At 70.6% G+C, this 19,054-nt stretch carries 22 protein-coding genes; 17 read left to right on the top strand and 5 right to left on the bottom strand.

The genetic code is table 11. The annotated features are described in order from the left end of the window. Positions 1–128: 128 nt before the first annotated feature. From ABD987_RS18015 to ABD987_RS18000, 4 genes are read left to right on the top strand one after another with little or no spacing between them, the layout of a single operon-like run. Positions 129–1,652 (top strand): MFS transporter, encoded by a 1,524-nt coding sequence (locus tag ABD987_RS18015; protein ID WP_345394243.1) that lies wholly within the window; start codon positions 129–131, stop codon positions 1,650–1,652. Between the two features lie 36 nt (positions 1,653–1,688). Further along, on the top strand, positions 1,689–3,401 hold the full coding sequence (locus tag ABD987_RS18010; RefSeq protein WP_345394792.1) for an SDR family oxidoreductase: 1,713 nt from the start codon (positions 1,689–1,691) through the stop codon (positions 3,399–3,401). Between the two features lie 14 nt (positions 3,402–3,415). Beyond that, positions 3,416–4,015 (top strand): TetR/AcrR family transcriptional regulator, encoded by a 600-nt coding sequence (locus tag ABD987_RS18005; RefSeq protein ID WP_345394789.1) that lies wholly within the window; start codon positions 3,416–3,418, stop codon positions 4,013–4,015. Between the two features lie 4 nt (positions 4,016–4,019). Then, a complete protein-coding gene (locus ABD987_RS18000) occupies positions 4,020–4,310 on the top strand; it encodes a CPCC family cysteine-rich protein (protein WP_345394240.1) in 291 nt (96 codons plus the stop codon). Between the two features lie 90 nt (positions 4,311–4,400). Here the strand turns inward: ABD987_RS18000 and ABD987_RS17995 are convergent, their stop codons facing one another. Beyond that, positions 4,401–5,546: a citrate synthase 2 gene (locus tag ABD987_RS17995; protein ID WP_345394237.1), complete on the bottom strand. Its 1,146-nt coding sequence runs from the start codon at positions 5,544–5,546 to the stop codon at positions 4,401–4,403. A gap of 317 nt (positions 5,547–5,863) precedes the next feature. Between ABD987_RS17995 and ABD987_RS17990 the strand changes: the two genes are divergently transcribed. From ABD987_RS17990 to ABD987_RS17965, 6 genes are read left to right on the top strand one after another with little or no spacing between them, the layout of a single operon-like run. Then, positions 5,864–6,166, top strand: coding sequence for an urease subunit gamma (locus ABD987_RS17990; protein WP_345394235.1), 303 nt, complete (start codon positions 5,864–5,866; stop codon positions 6,164–6,166). A 28-nt stretch (positions 6,167–6,194) separates the two neighbouring features. Continuing rightward, positions 6,195–6,500 carry an urease subunit beta gene (locus ABD987_RS17985; protein ID WP_345394232.1) on the top strand — a complete coding sequence of 102 codons (306 nt, stop codon included), beginning with the start codon at positions 6,195–6,197 and terminating at the stop codon, positions 6,498–6,500. Beyond that, positions 6,500–8,218, top strand: coding sequence for an urease subunit alpha (locus ABD987_RS17980; protein ID WP_345394229.1), 1,719 nt, complete (start codon positions 6,500–6,502; stop codon positions 8,216–8,218). Before ABD987_RS17985 ends, ABD987_RS17980 begins: the two co-directional genes overlap by 1 nt. Continuing rightward, positions 8,218–8,904, top strand: coding sequence for an urease accessory protein UreF (locus ABD987_RS17975; protein ID WP_345394226.1), 687 nt, complete (start codon positions 8,218–8,220; stop codon positions 8,902–8,904). The genes ABD987_RS17980 and ABD987_RS17975 overlap by 1 nt, the downstream gene beginning before the upstream one ends. 40 nt (positions 8,905–8,944) lie before the next feature. After that, positions 8,945–9,619 (top strand): urease accessory protein UreG, encoded by a 675-nt coding sequence (gene ureG, locus ABD987_RS17970; protein WP_345394786.1) that lies wholly within the window; start codon positions 8,945–8,947, stop codon positions 9,617–9,619. Continuing rightward, complete coding sequence (locus ABD987_RS17965) at positions 9,616–10,314, top strand: urease accessory protein UreD (protein WP_345394223.1); 699 nt, start codon at positions 9,616–9,618, stop codon at positions 10,312–10,314. The genes ureG and ABD987_RS17965 overlap by 4 nt, the downstream gene beginning before the upstream one ends. Positions 10,315–10,373: 59 nt before the next feature. Here ABD987_RS17965 and ABD987_RS17960 read toward each other — a convergent pair whose 3' ends face one another. Beyond that, positions 10,374–11,495: a lipase family protein gene (locus ABD987_RS17960; protein WP_345394220.1), complete on the bottom strand. Its 1,122-nt coding sequence runs from the start codon at positions 11,493–11,495 to the stop codon at positions 10,374–10,376. A 90-nt stretch (positions 11,496–11,585) separates the two neighbouring features. Here ABD987_RS17960 and ABD987_RS17955 point away from each other — a divergent pair, with 90 nt between their 5' ends. After that, complete coding sequence (locus ABD987_RS17955; protein ID WP_345394217.1) at positions 11,586–12,206, top strand: TetR/AcrR family transcriptional regulator; 621 nt, start codon at positions 11,586–11,588, stop codon at positions 12,204–12,206. Here ABD987_RS17955 and ABD987_RS17950 read toward each other — a convergent pair whose 3' ends face one another. Then, a complete protein-coding gene (locus ABD987_RS17950) occupies positions 12,207–12,404 on the bottom strand; it encodes a DUF805 domain-containing protein (protein WP_425551085.1) in 198 nt (65 codons plus the stop codon). Positions 12,405–12,676: 272 nt separating this feature from the next. Between ABD987_RS17950 and pdxH the strand changes: the two genes are divergently transcribed. The 6 genes from pdxH to ABD987_RS17920 all read left to right on the top strand — a co-directional run bounded on the left by pdxH (position 12,677) and on the right by ABD987_RS17920 (position 17,803). Continuing rightward, positions 12,677–13,357, top strand: a complete 681-nt coding sequence (pdxH, locus tag ABD987_RS17945; RefSeq protein ID WP_345394213.1) for a pyridoxamine 5'-phosphate oxidase — start codon at positions 12,677–12,679, stop codon at positions 13,355–13,357. A 206-nt stretch (positions 13,358–13,563) separates the two neighbouring features. After that, a complete protein-coding gene (locus ABD987_RS17940) occupies positions 13,564–14,829 on the top strand; it encodes an MFS transporter (protein ID WP_378214100.1) in 1,266 nt (421 codons plus the stop codon). A 28-nt stretch (positions 14,830–14,857) separates the two neighbouring features. After that, positions 14,858–15,403: a DUF3558 domain-containing protein gene (locus ABD987_RS17935; protein WP_345394208.1), complete on the top strand. Its 546-nt coding sequence runs from the start codon at positions 14,858–14,860 to the stop codon at positions 15,401–15,403. Between the two features lie 110 nt (positions 15,404–15,513). Next, on the top strand, positions 15,514–15,819 hold the full coding sequence (locus ABD987_RS17930; protein WP_378214081.1) for a hypothetical protein: 306 nt from the start codon (positions 15,514–15,516) through the stop codon (positions 15,817–15,819). After that, the gene (locus tag ABD987_RS17925) at positions 15,803–16,663 is read left to right on the top strand and encodes an alpha/beta fold hydrolase (protein WP_345394205.1); all 861 of its coding nucleotides are present in this window, start codon (positions 15,803–15,805) and stop codon (positions 16,661–16,663) included. Before ABD987_RS17930 ends, ABD987_RS17925 begins: the two co-directional genes overlap by 17 nt. A gap of 120 nt (positions 16,664–16,783) precedes the next feature. Beyond that, positions 16,784–17,803: an aldo/keto reductase gene (locus ABD987_RS17920; RefSeq protein ID WP_345394783.1), complete on the top strand. Its 1,020-nt coding sequence runs from the start codon at positions 16,784–16,786 to the stop codon at positions 17,801–17,803. Positions 17,804–17,843: 40 nt separating this feature from the next. Here the strand turns inward: ABD987_RS17920 and ABD987_RS17915 are convergent, their stop codons facing one another. Both ABD987_RS17915 and ABD987_RS17910 read right to left on the bottom strand, forming a co-directional pair. Continuing rightward, a complete protein-coding gene (locus ABD987_RS17915; protein ID WP_345394202.1) occupies positions 17,844–18,209 on the bottom strand; it encodes a permease-like cell division protein FtsX in 366 nt (121 codons plus the stop codon). Positions 18,210–18,335: 126 nt separating this feature from the next. Then, a complete protein-coding gene (locus tag ABD987_RS17910) occupies positions 18,336–19,028 on the bottom strand; it encodes a DUF4232 domain-containing protein (protein WP_345394199.1) in 693 nt (230 codons plus the stop codon). Positions 19,029–19,054 lie beyond the last annotated feature (26 nt).

Below are 19,054 nucleotides of genomic sequence, written 5' to 3'. Positions count from 1 at the left end.
ATCCGGTTGTCCACCGAACGATGGACAACGGGATCGGCGGGCACCGGCATCGACGCGTCCTACTTTCGACGGACGTGCCGCGTTCCCGACCGGTTTTAGGATGCGCCCGTATCTCAAAAGGGGTGAGGGTGGCTGAACAGGGGAAGCGCCGCCGCGAGGAGAACGAGCTCGCGGCGGCGCTGGTCAAGGGACCCGCCGAGGTGCTGGACTTCTTCCTGCCCCTGTGGGCGGGGATCCAGCTCGGCGGTTCGGCGGCGGAGATCGGCGCGCTCACCGCGCTGGAGACGCTGGTTTCGCTGCTGGCGCGGCCGATGGCCGGGATGCTGGCCGATCGTGTCGACCGCGGCCGGGTCGCCGCCGTCGGTGCGGTCCTTTACGGACTGTCCTTTGTGGTGTACGCGACGACGCCGGGAATGGGAGTCGCCTACGCGGGAGCGGTGCTCGGCGGCGCGGGCGGCGCGCTGTTCTGGGTGGCGCTGCGTGCGAGGGCGGGTGCCGGACTGTCCACAGACGACAGTGTGTTCAGCAGGCTCTTCGCCGCCGAGGGCGCCGGGACGTGGATCGCGTTCGTCGTCGCGATGACGCTGGTCAAGTGGCTGGACTACCGGGGTGTCTTCGCGCTGGGCGCGGTGGCCTGCGTGCTCGCGGCGGTCGTGCTGGGCTTCTCGCGCGCGGACCGGGGCGCGCTCGTGCCGGACGCGCCGCGGCTGGGACAGCTGGGCAGGCGGCTGCGGCCGATGCTCGGCCTGGTCGCGTTGACCGCGCTCGCCGAGGGCGGGGTCGCGCTGCTGCTCCTGCTGCACCTGCAACGCGGTCATCACCTGGAGCTGGGGCAGATCGCCGCGGTGTTCCTGCCCGGGTTCATCGTCTACACGCTGCTGCCCGAGTACCTGCACGGGTTCGTCCGCCGGGTCGGCCGGACGCGGGTGCTCGCGCTGGCGATGCTGGCGAGCGCGGTGTTCGCCGCCGGGCTGGCCTTCGCGCCGAATCCGGTGACGATCGCGGTGCTGTGGGTCCTTTCGGCGGCCGCGTTCGCCGCCGCGGTGCCGGTGGAGCAGGCCGTGGTGGCCGAGGCGGTGGGTGTCAGCCTCGGCCGGGGCATGGGGATCTACGAGAGCGCGACGTTACTCGGAGCGACCGTCGGCACCTTCGTGGCCGGGCAGCTCTACGACGCCGGGGGCACCGGCTGGCGGATCGCCTGCTTCGGCGCGGCGGGTCTGCTCGTGCTCGGCGCGTTCGTCGTCCGGGGTGCGGTGCGACGCGTCGGAGTCGCGGAGTTTCCCGTGGAACAGCCGAAAACGCCGTCACAAAAGGAAAAACCGGCTCCCGAAACCGCTTTCTCGACCTCGGAGGTGGCGGCGGCCCCGCCGCAAGGGGCCAACCCGGTGAAGCAGGCGGCGAACACCCGCGCGAAGCCGCTCGCGAACTGGGGTGCGCACCTGGCGGTGTTCGTCCTCGCGCAGGGCGCGCTGGCGTTCGCCGGGTACAGCTGGCCGGTCGAAGCGATCTTCGGCGGCCCGCACGAGGCGAGCTGGTTCTGGAACTGGAGTGGTCACTGGCTGTTGAACGCGGGCCGGATCTGGACCGCCGTGCTGGTGCTCGACACGGTGTGGACCTGGGGCCGGTTCGCGCTGCGCTCGCGCGCTTGTTGACAAACTGTCTAACATGACAGAATGTCTCACAAGTGGGTGACCGCCAGCGACGGTGTCCGCCTCTCGGTCCGGGTGACCGGCGCCGAGGACGGGCCCACGATCGTGCTGGTGCACGGGTATCCGGACAACGGTTCGATGTGGGACGGCGTCGCCGCCGAGCTGGCGCCCCGCCACCGCGTCGTGGTTTACGACGTGCGGGGCGCGGGCCGCTCGGACAAGCCGTCGGGACGCCGGTCCTATCGGCTGGACCAGCTGGCCGACGACCTCCGGGCGGTGCTCGACGAGGTCGCGCCGACCGGCCGGGTCCACCTGCTCGCCCACGACTGGGGCTCGATCCAGACCTGGCACGCGGTGACCGGTGACGCGCTGCGCGGGCGGCTCGCCTCGTACACCTCGGTCTCCGGCCCGAGCCTCGACCACGCGGGCGCGTGGTTCCGCGCGCAGGTCGCGAAGCCGACGCCCCGGCGGCTGCGGCACGCGCTCGGCCAGGGACTGCATTCCTGGTACATCGGGTTCTTCCAGCTTCCCCTGCTGCCGCAGCTGTTGTGGCGCACCGGGGCGATGCGCGCGATCATCCGGCGGATGGAGCCGGCGGAGGCGGCGCCGGAGACGGCCGACGGCGTGCACGGCCTCAACCTCTACCGCGCGAACATGCTGCCGCGGCTGTCCCGCCCCGCGCCCCGCGCCGCCGACATCCCGGTGCAGGTGCTCGCGCCCACCGGCGACGCGTTCGTCACCACGCCGCTGCAGACCGAGATCTCCCGCTGGGTCCCGGATCTGCGGGTCCGGCGGATCACCGGCTCGCACTGGGTCGTCCGGAGCAGGCCGAAGGTCATCGCCGACGCGGCGGCCGAGCTGGTCGACCACGTCGAAGGCGGGGAGGAGACCCGCGCGCTCAAGCGGGCCCGGGTGTCCGGATCGGACAGTCGCGGCCGGTTCGCGAACAAGCTCGTCGTGATCACCGGCGCGGGTAGCGGGATCGGCAGGGCGACCGCGCTGGCCTTCGCCGACGAGGGCGCCGACGTCGTCATCACCGACATCAACGCGAACGCCGCCGCCGAGACGGCGAAGCTGTTGCTGGACAAGGGTGTCGCGGTCGGTGAGTACACAGTGGACTCATCGGACGGCGAAGCGGTCGAGCGGTTCGCCGAGCTGGTCCGCGCGGAGTTCGGTGTCCCGGACATCGTGGTCAACAACGCCGGGATCGGCATGTCCGGGTCCTTTCTCGACACGTCCGAAAAGGACTGGGAGAAGGTCATCGACGTCAATCTGTGGGGCGTCATCCACGGCTGCCGCGCGTTCGCCGCGCAGATGGTCGAACGCGCCGAGGGCGGCCAGATCGTGAACCTCGCGTCGGCCGCCGCGTATCTGCCGTCGAAGATCCTTTCCGCCTACGCCACCACGAAGTCCGCGGTGCTGACGTTGTCGGTGTGCCTGCGGGCGGAACTGGCGGCCGAGGGCATCGGTGTCACCGCGATCTGCCCCGGCATCGTGAAGACCAACATCACCGACACCACCCGGTTCGTCGGGGTCGACGCGGAGGAACAGCGGCGGCGGCAGCGGGCCAGCTCGAAGCTCTACGCGCGGCGCGGTTTCGGACCGGAGAAGGTGGCGCGGGACATCCTGAAGGCGGCCGAGCGGAACACCGCGATCGCGCCGTCGACGCCGGAGGCCAAGGCGGCGCTGGTCCTTTCCCGGTTGACCCCCGGCCTGCTCCGCGCGGCGGCGAAACTGGACGTCACCCCGTGAGCAGGCCCCGGCGCATGTCGCCGCAGGCACGCCGGGACGACCTCATCCGCGCCGCGCTGGACCTGTTCGGCAGCCGCGCCCCGGAGCTGGTGACCGTCGACGACATCGTCGCGTGCGCCGAGGTCTCCCGGCCGCTGTTCTACCGGTACTTCTCCAGCCTCCGGGAACTCCAGGTGGAGGCGTTGCGGACGGTCACCGACGGCCTGATCGACCGGCTCGCCGGACTGGAGGAGGGCCCGCCGCCGGAACGGCTGCGCGCGGCGGTGCGGGGGCTCATCGACGTCGCGGACTCCTACCGCGCGGGGTACATCGCCCTGCTGCGCAGCGGTTCGGTGATCGCGACCTCGGAGACGAACGCGGCGATCGACCGGGTCCGCAACCGGGCGGTGGAGCTGATCCTGGACGCGCTGGGGGTCACCGAGCCGTCGCCGCTGCTGCTGCTGACCCTGCGCTGCTGGACCGCGGTGGTCGAGGGCACGCTGCTGAGCTGGCTGCAGGAGGGCGCGGTGCCGCGCGAGGATCTCGACGGCTGGCTCGTCGACCAGCTCGCCGCCATGCTCGCGGCCACCGCCGCCCACGACCCGACCGTCCCGGTCGTGGCGGCGGCACAATGACCGGGTGCACTTCGTCAACGTCAGGCGTCCCGCCGAGGGCGGTCCGTACGCCTGTCCGTGCTGTGGCTACCTGACGCTCGAAGAGCGCGGCGGGTACCAGATCTGCCCGGTCTGTTTCTGGGAGGACGACGGCCAGGACGCCCATGACGCCGACGAGGTACGCGGCGGCCCGAACGGTGCCTTGAGCCTCACCCAGGCACGGGCGAACTTCACGCGCATCGGTGCCTGTCGCGAACGCGACCTCCCGCAGGTCCGCCCGCCCCGCGACGACGAGCATCCGCTGAAGCCGCGTTAGTCCGTGAATGCCACATTGAGGGACTCAGAGTCCCTCAATGTGGCATTCACGGACCGCCGAGCAGCGGGGGGACGGCACGGCGGAAGTCGCTCAGTCCGCGATCGAGGCCCAGCCTTCGACCTCTTCGGGGCGGCGCGGGCCGGGGCCGACGTACTTGGCCGACGGGCGCACGAGCCGTCCGGTCCGCTTCTGCTCCAGGATGTGCGCGGCCCAGCCCGCGGTACGGGCCGAGCTGAACATCGCGGGCATCATGTGCGGCGGCACCTTGGCGAAGTCCAGGATGACCGCGGCCCAGAACTCGACGTTGGTCTCGATCGGGTGATCCGGGCGCCGGTCGCGCAGCTCGGCGAGCGCGGCCTGCTCCAGCGCCGCGGCGACCTCGTACCGTTCGGCGCCCAGCTCCTGGCAGGTGCGCCGCAGCACGCGGGCACGCGGGTCCTCCGCGCGGTACACGCGGTGCCCGAAGCCCATCAGGCGCTCCTTGCGGTCGAGGATGCCCTTGACCAGGCCCGCCGGGTCACCGGACTTCTCGACCTCCGCGATCATCGGCAGCACCCGCGCCGGCGCGCCGCCGTGCAGCGGGCCCGACATCGCGCCGATCGCGCCGGACATCGACGCCGCCACGTCGGCGCCGGTGGAGGCGATGACGCGGGCGGTGAACGTCGAGGCGTTCAGGCCGTGCTCGGCGGCCGAGACCCAGTAGGCGTCCAGCGCCTTGACGTGCGCGGGGTCCGGCTCGCCGCGCCAGCGGATCAGGAACCGCTCGGTGATCGACTTCGCCTCGTCGACCCGGTCCTGCGGGACGGCGGGCTGCCCGATGCCGCGCGCGGACTGCGCGACGTAGGACAGCGCCATGACCGACGCGCGGGCGAGCTGGTCGCGGGCCTGCTCGTCGGTGATGTCCAGCAGCGGCTGGTAGCCCCAGATCGGGGCGAGCATGGCGAGCGCGGCCTGGACGTCGACGCGGACGTCACCGGTGTGCACCGGGAGGGGGAACGGCTCGGCGGGCGGGAGGCCGTGGCCGAACCGGCCGTCGACGAGCAGTCCCCATACGTCGCCGAAGGTCACCTTGCCCGCGAGGTCCTCGATGTCGACGCCGCGGTAGCGCAGCGCGCCGCCGTCCCGGTCGGGCTCGGCGATCTCGGTGTGGAAGGCGACGACGCCTTCCAGACCGGGACGGAAGCCGTCGTCGGGTTCTCCGGACGGCTGTGGCTTGCTGATCGTGGAGGTAGTCACTGCTAGCGAAACCCTTCGGTGCGCATTTCCCCGGCTTTGGTCTCACGCGCGGATCGGGATACACGCAACGAACGCGCGCCTCATCGCACGGATGGACAAACTTTCCTCCTCCTGCCGCCGCTGGGCAATCGAAAGAAGTGGTGGTTTCGGTCACGATTACGAGAACGATTCAGTCCTGGTAGGGCCGCTGCCCGAAAAACTTTCACTTCGGGGTGTGACATCGCCGTGCACGGGCGGTGGCCGACAGGCGGACCGACACGTAAATCCTGTGTTGCCGAAACCGGCGCGCGGGGGTGCCCGGTGATAGACCTGAGGGCATGCATCTGAGCCCGCAGGAGCGCGACAAGCTCCTGATCCACGTAGCGGCGGACGTAGCTCGCAAACGTTTGCAACGTGGTGTTTTGCTCAATTACCCCGAATCGGTCGCGTTGATCACCGAGCACGTGCTGGAGGGCGCCCGCGACGGCCGCACGGTCAGCGAGCTGGTCGCCAGCGGGCGGACCGTGCTCTCGCGGGCGCAGGTCCTCGACGGGGTGCCCGAAATGGTCGACTCCGTTCAGGTCGAGGCCACCTTCCCGGACGGGACGAAGCTCGTCACCGTGCACGATCCGATCATCTGAAACACCCGATCGTCTGAAAGGGACAGTGGTGCGTCCAGGCGAGATCATCCCCGGCGACGAGCCGGTCGAGCTGAATCCGGGCCGGGCCAGGGTCCGGCTGGTCGTGCGCAACGTCGGCGACCGGCCGATCCAGGTCGGTTCGCACTACCACTTCGCGGCGGTGAACCCCGGGCTCGAGTTCGACCGCGACGCCGCGCGCGGGCACCGGCTCGACGTCCCGGCCGGCACGTCCGTCCGCTTCGAGCCGGGGGTCGAGCGCGAGGTCGGCCTCGTCCCGCTCGCCGGGAACCGCCGCGTGCCGGGCCTGCGGTCCGAATTCGCCGGGGAGTTCTGATGACGTCGATCGATCGTGAGCGCTACGCCGAGCTGTTCGGCCCGACCGTCGGCGACCGGGTCCGGCTGGCCGACACCGACCTGCTGATCGAGGTCACCGAGGACCGCAGCCGCGGCGCGGGCAGCGGGGACGAGGTGCTCTTCGGCGGCGGCAAGGTGATCCGCGAGTCGATGGGCCAGGGCATGGCCACGCGCGCGGAGGGCGCGCCGGATCTCGTCATCACCGGCGCGGTGATCCTGGACCACTGGGGCGTGGTCAAGGCGGACGTCGGGGTGCGGGACGGCCGGATCGTCGGGATCGGCAAGGCGGGCAACCCGGACACCATGGACGGGGTGGACCCGGCGCTGGTGATCGGCCCGTCCACCGAGGTGCTCTCGGGCAACGGGAAGATCCTCACCGCGGGCGGGATCGACTGCCACGTCCACTTCATCTGCCCGCAGCTGGTGGACACCGCGCTCGCCGCCGGACTGACCACTTTGGTCGGTGGCGGTACCGGGCCCGCGGAGGGCAGCAAGGCCACCACGGTCACGCCCGGCGCGTGGAACCTGGGCCGGATGCTGTCCGCCATGGACGGTCATCCGGTCAACGTTCTCCTGCTGGGCAAGGGGAACACCGTGCGGCGCGAAGCGCTACGGGAACAGCTCGCCGCCGGGGCGGGCGGGTTCAAGCTGCACGAGGACTGGGGATCGACGCCCGCCGCGATCGACGCGTGCCTGAGTGTGGCGGACGAGTCCGGCGTCCAGGTCGCGATCCACACCGACACGCTCAACGAGGCCGGGTTCCTGGAGTCCACTGTGGACGCCATTGGCGGCCGCTCGATCAACGCCTACCACACCGAGGGGGCGGGCGGCGGGCACGCGCCGGACATCATCCGGGTGGTCGGCCTGCCGCACATCCTGCCGTCCTCGACCAATCCGACCCGCCCACACACCGCGAACACCCTCGACGAGCATCTCGACATGCTCATGGTGTGCCATCACCTCAACCCGTCGGTGCCCGAGGACCTGGCGTTCGCCGAAAGCCGCATCCGGCCGTCGACGATCGCGGCCGAGGACGTCCTCCACGACCTTGGCGCGATCTCGATGATGAGCTCGGACGCCCAGGCGATGGGCCGGATCGGCGAGGTGATCATCCGGACCTGGCAGACCGCGCACGTGATGAAGGGACGTCGAGGCGCGCTGCCCGGCGACGGTGCTGCGGACAATCTGCGGGCCCGTCGCTACGTCGCGAAGTACACCATCAACCCGGCGATCGCGCACGGCATGGACGCGGAGATCGGGTCGGTGGAGGTGGGCAAGCTCGCCGATCTGGTGCTGTGGGAACCGAAGTTCTTCGGCGTCCGCCCGCACGTGGTGCTCAAGGGCGGGTTTGTCGCGTGGGCCGCGATGGGCGACGCGAACGCGTCCATCCCGACGCCCCAGCCGGTGTTCGCGCGGCCCATGTTCGGCGCGGCGCACTCGGTGGCGGCGGCGAGCAGTCTCCACTTCGTCGCGCCTGAGGCGTTGGAAAGCGCTGTCGCGGAACGGTTCGGGATCGCCAGGCGGCTCGTGCCGGTGGCGAACACGCGGCGGCGGGGCAAGGCGGACATGGTGCTCAACGACGCGACGCCGGACGTCCGGGTCGATCCGGACAGCTTCGCGGTGCATGTGGACGGTGAGCTGATCGAACCACATCCGGCGACGGAGCTGCCGATGGCACAACGATACTTCTTGTTCTGATGGATCTCTCCGCACTCATTCTCGCCGACTCGCGCTTCCCCGGCGGCGGCCACGTCCACTCTGGAGGGTTGGAGGAGGTCATTGCGCGCAAGCTGGTCACGCACGAGCGGGATCTCCCCGGATTCCTGAGCGGACGGTTGCGCACGGCCGGTCTCCTCGCCGCGGTGTTCGCGGCCTCGTCGGCACACGCCGCTGCCCGCGGTGTCCACAAGGGACATTGGTCGCGCCTGGACGCCGAGCTGGACGCGCGGACGCCGTCGCTCGCGCAGCGGGAGGCGTCCCGGGCGCAGGGGCGGGGGACGGCGCGTGCCGGGCGGGTCGCGTGGCCCTCCCCGGTGTTGTCGGCGTTGCTCGCCGAGACACCGAGGCCGCATCATCCCGTGGTGCTCGGCGCGCTCGTCGGTGTCGCGGGTGGCGCGCCGCTCGACGCCGCGACGGCGGTGGCGTACCTGGCGATCAGCGGCCCGGCGAGCGCGGCGGTGCGGCTGCTGGGGCTGGATCCGTTCGCGGTCAACGCCGTCGTCGCGCGGCTGGCGCCTGAGCTGCGGGAGGTGTCCGCGCGGGCGGACGCCGTCGCGGGGGACGACCCCGCCGAGCTTCCCGCGCCGGGGTCCCCGGCGCTGGACCTGTTCGCCGAGGCACACGCCCGGCATCACGAGGAAGAGGTGCGTCTCTTTGCCAGCTGAGCACGAGCACGAGCACGAGCACGGTCATGGGCACGGGCATGTGCATCCGGTGAACTTCGATCCGACGGCCGCGGAACCGGATCGCTACGACGCCGCACCGACGGCCGGGCGGGCGTACCGGATCGGGATCGGCGGCCCGGTCGGCAGCGGCAAGACGGCGCTGACCGCCGCGTTGTGCCGCGCGCTCGGCGGGGAACTGAACCTCGCGGTGGTCACGAACGACATCTACACGACCGAGGACGCCGACTTCCTGCGCCGGGCCGGGGTGCTCGACCCGGCGCGGATCGAAGCGGTGCAGACCGGCGCGTGCCCGCACACCGCGATCCGGGACGACATCACCGCGAACCTCGACGCCGTGGAACGGCTGGAGGAGAAGTTCCCCGGGCTGGACCTGGTGATCATCGAAAGCGGCGGGGACAACCTGACGGCGGTGTTCAGCCGGGGGCTCGCGGACAGTCAGGTGTTCGTCGTCGACGTCGCGGGCGGGGACAAGGTGCCCCGCAAGGGCGGGCCCGGCGTCACGACCGCCGACCTGCTGGTGATCAACAAGATCGACATCGCGCATCTGGTCGGCGCGGACATGGCCGTGATGACCTCCGACGCGCACCGCATGCGTGGCGAGCTGCCGGTGATCACCCAGTCCCTTGTGGACACTCCGGACGCGCCGGCGGTCGCCGACTGGGTCCGCTCGCTCGTGCCGGTCCGCGCGGGGTGAAAGCGCATGCCCGGCTGGTCGCCCGCCGCGACGGGGAGCGCACGGTGCTGCGTGAGCTGCGGTCGATGTCGCCGCTCACGCTGGTTCCCCGGCGCGGGCGTGGTGCCGGCGCGGTCGTCCACCTGGTCAGTTCGGCGACGTTCCCGCTGGGCGGTGACGAGCTGACGCTCACCGTGCGCGTCGGTCCCGGCGCGGTCCTGCGGCTGTCCGGGGTCGCCGCGACGCTGGCGCTGCCCGGCCCGCACGGTGCGCGTAGCAGGTCCATTGTGGACGTCGAGGTGGCGGAGGGTGGTTCGCTGGAGTACCTGCCCGAGCCGACCGTCGTCACCGCGCGGGCCCGGCACATCGCGGTGCTGCGGGCGTCGGTCGCGCCCGGCGCGTACTTCCACACGCGCGAGGTGCTGGTGCTGGGTCGTGCGGGCGAGCGACCCGGCGAGCTGACGACGTCGCAGCACGTGACGCGGGGTTCGGTGCCGGTGTTGCGGCAGACGCTGACCGTCGGTGATTCCACTTTGGACGGCAGCATGGCGCATCTGGCGGGGAACCGGGTGCTCGCCTCGGATCTGGTCGTCGGCGGCCCCGAGCTCCCCGCCGCGTCGGGCGAGTGGTGGTCCCGCAGCCCCCTCGCCGCGGGTGGCACCCTCACCACGTCGCTGGCTCCCGACGCCGTCACCGCCCTCCGTCCGTTCTCGTGAAGGTCCGTGGGGGCCTCCTGGAGGGACTCTAGGTCCCTCCAGGAGGCCCCCACGGAACGTCAGAACTTGGTGCCGAGCCAGGTCATCGCGACGGGGCCGCCCACGGAAACGCCGCCGATGTGTTCCAGCAGCGGGAATTCCTGCCAGGTGACGTCCGCGCCGAGTGCCTGGTAGCGGTCCCGCAGGCCGGTGCCGATCGCAAGCGGGATCAGCTCGTCGGCCGAGGCGTGGTACAGGAACACCGGGGCCTTCGGCTTGACGCGGCCGAGGTAGTTCTGGTCGAGCCGGGCCTGCCAGCGCGGGTCGGCGGCGGGGTCGGGCACCGTGGTGTAGTCGGACAGGTGCCCGAACGGCGCGGCGAGGGCGAGCTGGACGGTGCACATCTGCTTGACCTTCGGCACGAGTGCCTTGCCGCGGGCGTTGAGGATGTCGTTGAACGGCAGTTCCGGGTAGGCCGCGGCGAAACCGGTCGCGGCGCCGAGTACGAGGCTGAAGCCGGCGTTGCCGTCGTTGAACTTCATGACCTGTTTGAGGTCCGCGGGCACGCCGCCCTCGGCGACGCCGACGAGGTTCAGTTCCGGCGCGTACGTCGGTTGCAGTTCCCCGGCGGAGGCGGCGGCCTGCCCGCCCTGCGAGTAGCCGAAGACGCCGACCGGTCCGGACGGGGACAGCCCGGCGTCCGGCACCCGCGCGGCGGCGCGGGCGGCGTCGAGCACGGCCCGGCCCTCGGACTGCCCGACGGCGTAGGTGTGATCGCCCGGGGTACCGAGGCCTTCGTAATCGGTCAGGACCACGGCCCAGCCCCGCGAAAGCGCCTGTCCGATGAGGGCGATCTCGTTCTCGGTGCCGTTGGCCAGCAGGTTCGACGGCGCGCACTGGTCGCCGAGCCCGTGGGTCCCGACGGCGTAGCTGACCAGCGGGCGCGGACCCTTCGTCCAGGGGATCGGCGGGACGAGCAGGGTGCCGGAGACGGCGTTGGCGGCGCCGGTGGCCGAGGTCGAACGGTAAAGCAGGTGCCAGGCCCGCACCGGCGCGGGGAAGACGGCGACCTTGACCGTGGTCGGCTGGGATTCGAGGAGGTCGCCGGGCGCGGCCGGGGTCGTGGCGTGCGCGGTGGGCGCGGCGACCAGCACGGCGGCGAGGGCGATACCGAGTACGGAAACCAGGGTCCGGCGAAGCATCGTTGCCTCCGGAAATTTGGTAATTAGGATTTTCACAAGGTAGGCCCGTGGCTACGATCTGGCAATACCGGCGTGGCGGGAGGGGGAGCGATGGCCAGGACCTACGGCGGCGTGGCACCGGAGCGGCGGCGCGCCGAGCGGCGGGAGCGGTTGCTGGCCGCGGCGCTGGAGTTGTTCACCTCGACCGGGTTCCGGCAGGCGAAGATCACCGATCTGTGTACGCGGGCGGGGGTGTCGACCCGCAACTTCTACGAGGAGTTCGGCGGTAAGGAGGAGGTGCTCCGCACGCTGCACGACCACATCAACACCCTCGCGATGGAGCACGTGACCGCGGCGCTCGGCCGGGTCGAGGGAGCGGACGCGGTCGAGCGGATCTCGACGCTGCTCGACGTCTTCGTGGCGACCGTGACGTCGGATCCGCGGATGCCGCGGCTGAACTACGTCGAGGCGGTCGGGGTGAGCGCCGAGCTGGAGGCGCAGCACCAGGTGTGGGTCAACCGGTGGGCGGCCTTCATCGAACAGGAGGCGTTACGCGCCGCCGAGGACGGCGCCGCACCGCGTCGCGACTACCGGCTGACCGCGATCGCGCTGGTCGGCGCCGCGACCGGGTTGCTCCGCGAGTGGCAGGCGCACGATCCGCCGCTGCCGGCGGCCGAGGTGTCGGCGGAACTGCGCGCGGTGATGCTCGCGGCCATCCTGCGCGGTACTTGATCACGGTCGGAACTCGCCGCGCGCGACTCGTGACCGGTACACGTTGTCGGGTTCGGGGCCGTACCTGTTCACCCCGTAGTCGCTGGGGAGGCACAGGAAGACCACCAGCACGATCGAACCGAAGGGGACCCAGGTGATGAACCACCAGCCGCCGCTCCTGCCGGTGTCGTGCAACCTGCGGATCATCGCCGCCAGCATCGGCTCGGTGCCTTCGCTGGGTGGTGTGGGTGAGCAGGTTAGGGCGACGGCGTCCGGACCCCTCCCGACTGCGGGCGGCCGGGTTCCTTGATCGATCAGGGAAGGTTCGGTGAACCCGGGGTTACGGTTTGCCGCCCTACGGTTACGGTGCGGTAATGCCCGCCGGGGTGGCAGGAGTCACCGTTCAGTGGGTTTCGCCGCAGCTCGCCAGGCAATAACGTCGGCGGATAGCCGAAGTGACAGGTGCCCCGATCGGGTGTGGAGGTTTGGCGATGACGCCGGAGATCGACGACGTTGAGGTGTCGGACGCCGTTGTGCGGCTGCCCGGGATGCGGGTCGCCTACGACGGGCGCCCGTTCGACGAGACCGCGCTGGCGGGCACCTGGACCGAACAGTTGCAGTCCTGGTTGAACGAGGCCGACTCGGCGGGGGTCCCCGAACCCAACGCGATGGTGCTGGCGACCGCGGACAGTGACGGCCGGCCGTCCTCCCGCACGGTCCTGTGCAAGGGGCTGGACGAACGCGGGGTGGTGTTCTACACGAACTACACCTCGAACAAGAGTCACGACCTGATCGCGACGCGCTACGCCTCGGTCACCTTCCCCTGGTACGGCCTGCACCGGCAGGTGTCGGTGCGCGGCGAGGTCGAGAAGGTCGGGCCGAAGGAGACCGCGGAGTACTGGGCGCAGCGGCCGCGTGGTTCGCAGCTGGGTGCCTGGGCCTCGCCGCAGTCCCGCGTCGTCGACGGCCGTCGCGCGCTCGACAACGCCCTGCACACCATCGAGCGCCGCTTCGCCGACGTCGAGAACATCCCGGCGCCGCCGCACTGGGGTGGCTGGCGGATCCGCCCCGACTTCGTCGAGTTCTGGCAGGGCCGGGCCGACCGGATGCACGACCGCCTGCGGTACGTCCGCACCGACGACGGCTGGCACGTCGAACGCGTCGCCCCGTAGCCCTCGTTCATTTCGTTGGTGGTCCGTGGGGGCCTCCTTGAGGGACCTGGAGTCCCTCAAGGAGGCCCCCACGGACTTTCGGCGTCGCGAGCTGGGCCGGTCATCGGGGCGTTCGGGCCCCGGAAACCGGAAGGCGAGGAAAATCACGGGCGCGTGGATAGTTAGCGCAGCTAACCTGGTCGGTTGTGAGTGGTGATACGGGGACGCTGCCGCCCCGCTCCGGGGTCCGCGGGTTGCTCGGCCGCATCGTCGTCGACACCCGTCCGCTGAAGATCCCGGCCTTCCGCCGGTTGTGGTCGTCCACTGTGGTCACCGCGATCGGTACGCAGCTGACCGCGGTCGCGGTGCCCAAGCAGGTGTTCGACCTGACCGGTTCGTCCGGGTATGTCGGGCTCACCGGTGCGGTCGCGCTGGTGCCGCTGCTGGTGTTCGGGCTGTGGGGCGGGGCCGTCGCGGACGCCGTCGACCGCCGCAAGCTCCTGCTCGTCACCAACTTCGGCGTCGCCGTGACCTCGGCGCTGCTGTGGCTGCAGGCGTTCGCGGGCTTCGGCTCGGTGTGGCTGGTGCTCGTGCTGCTCGCGGTGAACCAGGCGTTCTTCGCGATCAACATGCCCACCCGTGGCGCCGTCATCGCCCGCCTCGTCCCGCCCGAACTGCTGCCGTCGGCGAACGCGCTCAGCGCCACGATGTCCACCTTCGGCGCGGTGTTCGGGCCGCTGCTGGCCGGTGCGCTGATCCCGGTCATCGGACTGTCCACTTTGTACCTGATCGACGTCGTCGCGCTGACCGTGACGCTGCTCGCGGTCTGGCGGCTGCCCGCGCTCCCGCCGCTGGACGGCCAGACGCGGCGGGCCGGGCTCAGCGACGTCATCGACGGTTTCCGTTATCTGGCGACGCAGAAGGTGCTGCTCGCGTCGTTCGTGGTCGACATCATCGCGATGGTCGCCGGGATGCCCCGCGCGCTGATCCCCGAGATGGCCGAACGCACCTTCGGCGATCCGCCCGGCGGCGGTCCCGCGCTCGGCTGGCTCTACGCGGCGATCCCGGCGGGGGCGATGCTGATCGGCCTGTTCTCTGGCTGGCTGACGCGGGTGCGGCGGCAGGGCGTGGCGGTCGTCGTCTCGATCTGCGCGTGGGGCGCGGCGGTGGCCGCGTTCGGGATCGCGCAGTCGCTGTGGCTCGGTGTGCTGTTCATGGCGCTCGCGGGCGCGGCGGACATGGTCAGCGCGATCTACCGCATGGCGATCCTGCAGGTCGCGACCACCGACGAGATGCGCGGACGGCTCCAGGGCGTGTTCACGGTCGTGGTCGCGGGCGGGCCACGCATCGCCGACGTCACGCACGGGTGGGCGGCCGCCGGGTTCGGCACCGCGGTCGCGGCCTCGGGCGGTGGCCTGCTGGTGATCGTGCTGGTGCTGGCCTCGATGCTGCTGCTTCCGGCGTTCTGGCGGTATCGCGCGCCGACGGCTTGATCCGTTCGGCGTGGGTACAGTGTCTGGTATGCGAACTTTCCGCGTCTTCTCCGTCCTCGCCGTGACCGGCGGGCTCGCCGCCGTCACCGTCGCCTGTTCCTCCCCACAGCCCGCCCCGCGCCCGACCCCGTCCGCACCCAACGCGGCGAAGGTCGCGGAGATCAAGGACCCGTGCACGCTGCTGTCCGCCGACGAGGTCGGCAAGGCGATCTCCCGCCAGGGCGTGACCACCAAGGCGAGCCAGGTCGAGAACGAGGCCAACGGCGGCAAGTCGCGGAACTGTGGCTACCTGGTCGAGGGCAAGCCCGCCGGTGAGCTGAAGGTGACGCAGTACGCGAGCAAGGCCAAGCCGTCGGAGATGGTCGCGTCGATCAAGAAGGACAAGGTCGGTTCGCAGGACATCAGCGGCTTCTCCGACGGAGCGGTGTACTACACCGAAGGCCAGAAGACCGCGATCCTCGTCGCCGGGAAGGTGTCGAACGGCGTGCCCACGCTGATCAGCTACTCCGGGCCGACGAAGATGACCGCCGAGATGATGGCCCCGCTGGTGAAGACCGCGCTCGCCGCGAACTGAGCCGTGGTAACAGGCGCTGACGGCGTTCAGCTATCTCGAACCGGTCGGGAAGGACCCGAGGGCGGCGAACGCGGCGCTGGACACGAACCGCGCCTTCTCCGGTTCCGTTCGTGTTCGTCGCCGGGCTGGCGCTGATCAACACGCTGATGGCGGGCCGGTTGCTGTACGGCATGGCGAACGAGGGCATCATTGGTCGCCGGTTCGGCCGGGCGCGTCCCCGGCGGCGGACGCCGTGGGTGGCGATCGTTTTCACCACGCTGATCGCGGTCGGCCTGGTGTCCACTGTGGACATCAGTGCGCTCGGCGGCACGACGGCGTTGGTGCTGCCGGCCGTGTTCGCCGCCGTCAACGTGGCCGTGCTGCTGTGGGCGCTGAACCGGACGTTGATGCGGCGGAGCCGTGAGAAGGTTGCGTGACGGCGCGGATCTTGGCAGGGTCGGCGGCGTGGAGCTGACCGAGGAGTTCGTGTGGCGGGGGCGTCGGGTTCGCTGGGGGCGGGCGGGGTCCGGGCCGGATGTCGTGTTCTGCCACGGGACACCGTGGTCCGCGCGGCTGTGGCTGCCCTATGCCGAAGCGCTGGCCGAAGAGTTCACCGTGCACCTGTGGGACATGCCCGGCTACGGCGAGTCGTCGAAGGACGCCGAGCACCGGGTTTCCCTGGATGTCCAAAGTGAACTCTTTGCGGATCTGCTGGAGCACTGGGGTTTGCGGTCGCCGCACGTGGTGGCGCACGACTACGGCGGCGCGGTCTCGCTCCGCGCACACCTGCTGCACGACCGTGCCTACGCGTCGCTGGCACTGGTCGACGTCGTGGCGCTGGCGCCATGGGGATCGGAGTTCTTTCGCCTGGTCCGGGACAACGCGGACGTGTTCGCCGCGGTCCCGGCGGCGATGCACGAGGGGATGCTGCGGGCCTACATCGACGGCGCCAGCCACCGCGGCCTGACACCGGAACACCGGGAAACGCTGGTCGCACCGTGGCGCGGCGCCGAGGGGCAGGCCGCGTTCTACCGGCAGATCGCGCAGGCCGACCAGGCCTACACCGATGAGGTCGAGAGCCGGTACCCGGAGCTGGACCTGCCGGTTTTTGTGGTGTGGGGCCAAAACGACACCTGGATCCCGGTCGACCGCGCGCATCGGCTGGCCTCGTTGATCCCGGGCGCGCGGCTGCGCCTGATCGAGGACGCCGGGCACCTCATCCAGCTCGACCAGCCGGTCGCGCTGGCCGCGACCCTGCACCAGTGGCTGACCTCGCGCTGAGCCGGTGCCCCCAAGAGGGGCTCTCGCAGTACCTGTACCACGAGGCTCTCCCGGCCGCCGGTGCGACCTGCTTAGTCTGTGGGCGGTTTCCGGCTGGGCACAGGGAAAGCCGTGGCCTGGATGATGTTTGTCAAAGGAGCATCTGTGGTGCAGAAGCGCAAGCTTGGACAACTACTCGAAGTTTCGGCTCTGGGACTCGGCTGTATGGGTATGAGCTTCTTCTACGGTCCGCCCCCGGAGCGAGCCGAGATGACGAAGCTGTTGCGGGCGGCGGTCGACCGCGGCGTGACCTTCTTCGACACCGCCGAAGTCTATGGCCCTTTCACCAATGAAGAGCTGGTCGGTCAGGCGCTGGCACCGGTGCGCGATCAGGTGGTGATCGCCACCAAGTTCGGTATCCGGCACGGCGAACACGGGCCGGCCCCGACGTCGGGGCTCGACAGCCGCCCGGAGCAGATCCGTCGGGTGACCGAGGCATCGCTCACGCGCCTTCGAACCGAGAGCATCGACCTCCTCTACCAACACCGCGTCGATCCCGACGTGCCCATCGAAGACGTGGCCGGCACGGTGAAAGAGCTGATCTCCGAAGGCAAGGTCAAGCACTTCGGTTTGTCGGAGGCGGGCGCGACGACAATCAGCCGCGCCCACGCCGTGCAGCCCGTGACAGCGCTGCAAAGTGAATACTCGTTGTGGACGCGAGAGCTCGAAGCCGAGATCATTCCGACCCTGGAGAAGCTGGACATCGGCCTGGTGTCCTACAGTCCACTCGGCAAAGGCTATCTGACCGGGAAAATCGACGATCGCACGTCTCTGGCCGACAATGATCTTCGCCGCTCCCTGCCGCGCTTCACGCCGGAAGCGCGACATGCCAATCGGGCGCTGGTCGAGTTGCTCCAGCAGATCGCCGACGACAAGAAGGCCACACCGGCACAGATCGCTCTCGCCTGGGTGCTGGCGCAAAAGCCATGGTGCGTGCCGATCCCCGGCACCACCAAGCCGCACCGCCTCGAAGAAAACCTGGGCGCGCTCGACGTCGAGCTGACGTCCGATGACCTGCGGCGCATCGAGGAGGCCGCGGCACGAATTCCGATCCATGGCGAGCGCGTTCCCGAGCGGTTGAGGTCAGCGTTCGGCCGCTGAACCCGCGTGTCACGCCACCGCGTCGGATTTCATCCATGTTCTAGGGCAGGATCGCGGCCACGCCCGGTGATCCGCCGAATGTCTGCTTGACCGCGTCGATCGCGATCTCGTCCTTCAGCCGGGCCAGATACGCCCCGGCCAGCGAGTCCGCCGTGCGCGCCGGTTTTCCAGCGGTCAGGCGAAGGTACTGCTCGTACGCCTGCTCTCCGGCCGCGAACGTTATCTGTTTCACCCCCGGCATCGCGGCGAGCTTCTGGCGGATCATCGCGGCGGTTGCCGGGCTGCCGGTCCTGTTGTCGAGAAAGATCGTGACCTCGGGTTCCGGCAGCGACTCACCTGTCATCGTGCCGCCGCAGCCGGCGAGGGCGAGGACGGCCAGCAGGGCGAGAAGAAGTCGTCGGGCCACCCGGCCGACCGTAGGCGTCGCGCGTCCGCCCGTGGGCGGAGTGGCCGCATCCGGTCATCGGCCCGAAGCGTGAGAATGCCGTGGGAATCAAGGATTCCCACGGCATTCTCACGGTTTGCCCGGTCGTTATTCGCCGGCGCGGACGGGACCGACGTAGCTGCCGGGATGGGTGGCGCCGTCCTGCTTGACCAGGCCGATGGGGTTGACCCAGGGCAGGGTCTGGGTGTTGGTGCTGTTGGGCGGGGTGATCGACACGCTGTCGACGTGCCAGCCGGAGGGGTCGCCGCCGCCCGATCCCGTTTCCGGGTTGAGCGCGACAGCGGTGGCGTAGGTGACGTCGGCGGTGGCGCGCTCACCGGGGCCGAGCCGCACCGGGGCGACGGCGCCGTTGGTGCGGACCAGATCCCAGCCGGTGCCGTCTTCGCCGTTGAGGCGGACGCCGGGGAAGCCACGCACGACACAGGTCGTCTCGGTCTTGTTGGTCAGCACGATCGGGAGCTTCCACTGCGTGCTTTCGCCGTTGAGCGCGGTCGGGTTCAGCCACGCCACGTTCAGGCCCGTGCAGTTGGGGAGGGTGCCCGCGCCGCCCTGGCCGGTGCCGATTCCCTGGGAGCCGGTGGCGCCGCTCTGGGCCCCGGCGTCCCGGACCGCTCCGCCGTTCGGCGCCGCGCCGATCCCGCCCCCGGCGCCACCGGAGCCCTGCGGCGCCGGGGCCGCGTTACCGGACTGACCGGTCGAGCACGCGCCCAGCGCGCCGACCGCCGCCACCGCGGCGATCGCCATCGTGGCCCGCTGAATCGTCTTCTTGGTGATGTTCATAATCAGCCCCTCGAAATGGAGATCGT

It is taken from the genome of Amycolatopsis samaneae (assembly GCF_039541975.1).
In the GTDB taxonomy this organism is placed as follows: Bacteria; Actinomycetota; Actinomycetes; order Mycobacteriales; family Pseudonocardiaceae; genus Amycolatopsis; species Amycolatopsis samaneae.
This window is presented reverse-complemented; position numbering and strand designations above follow the sequence as displayed.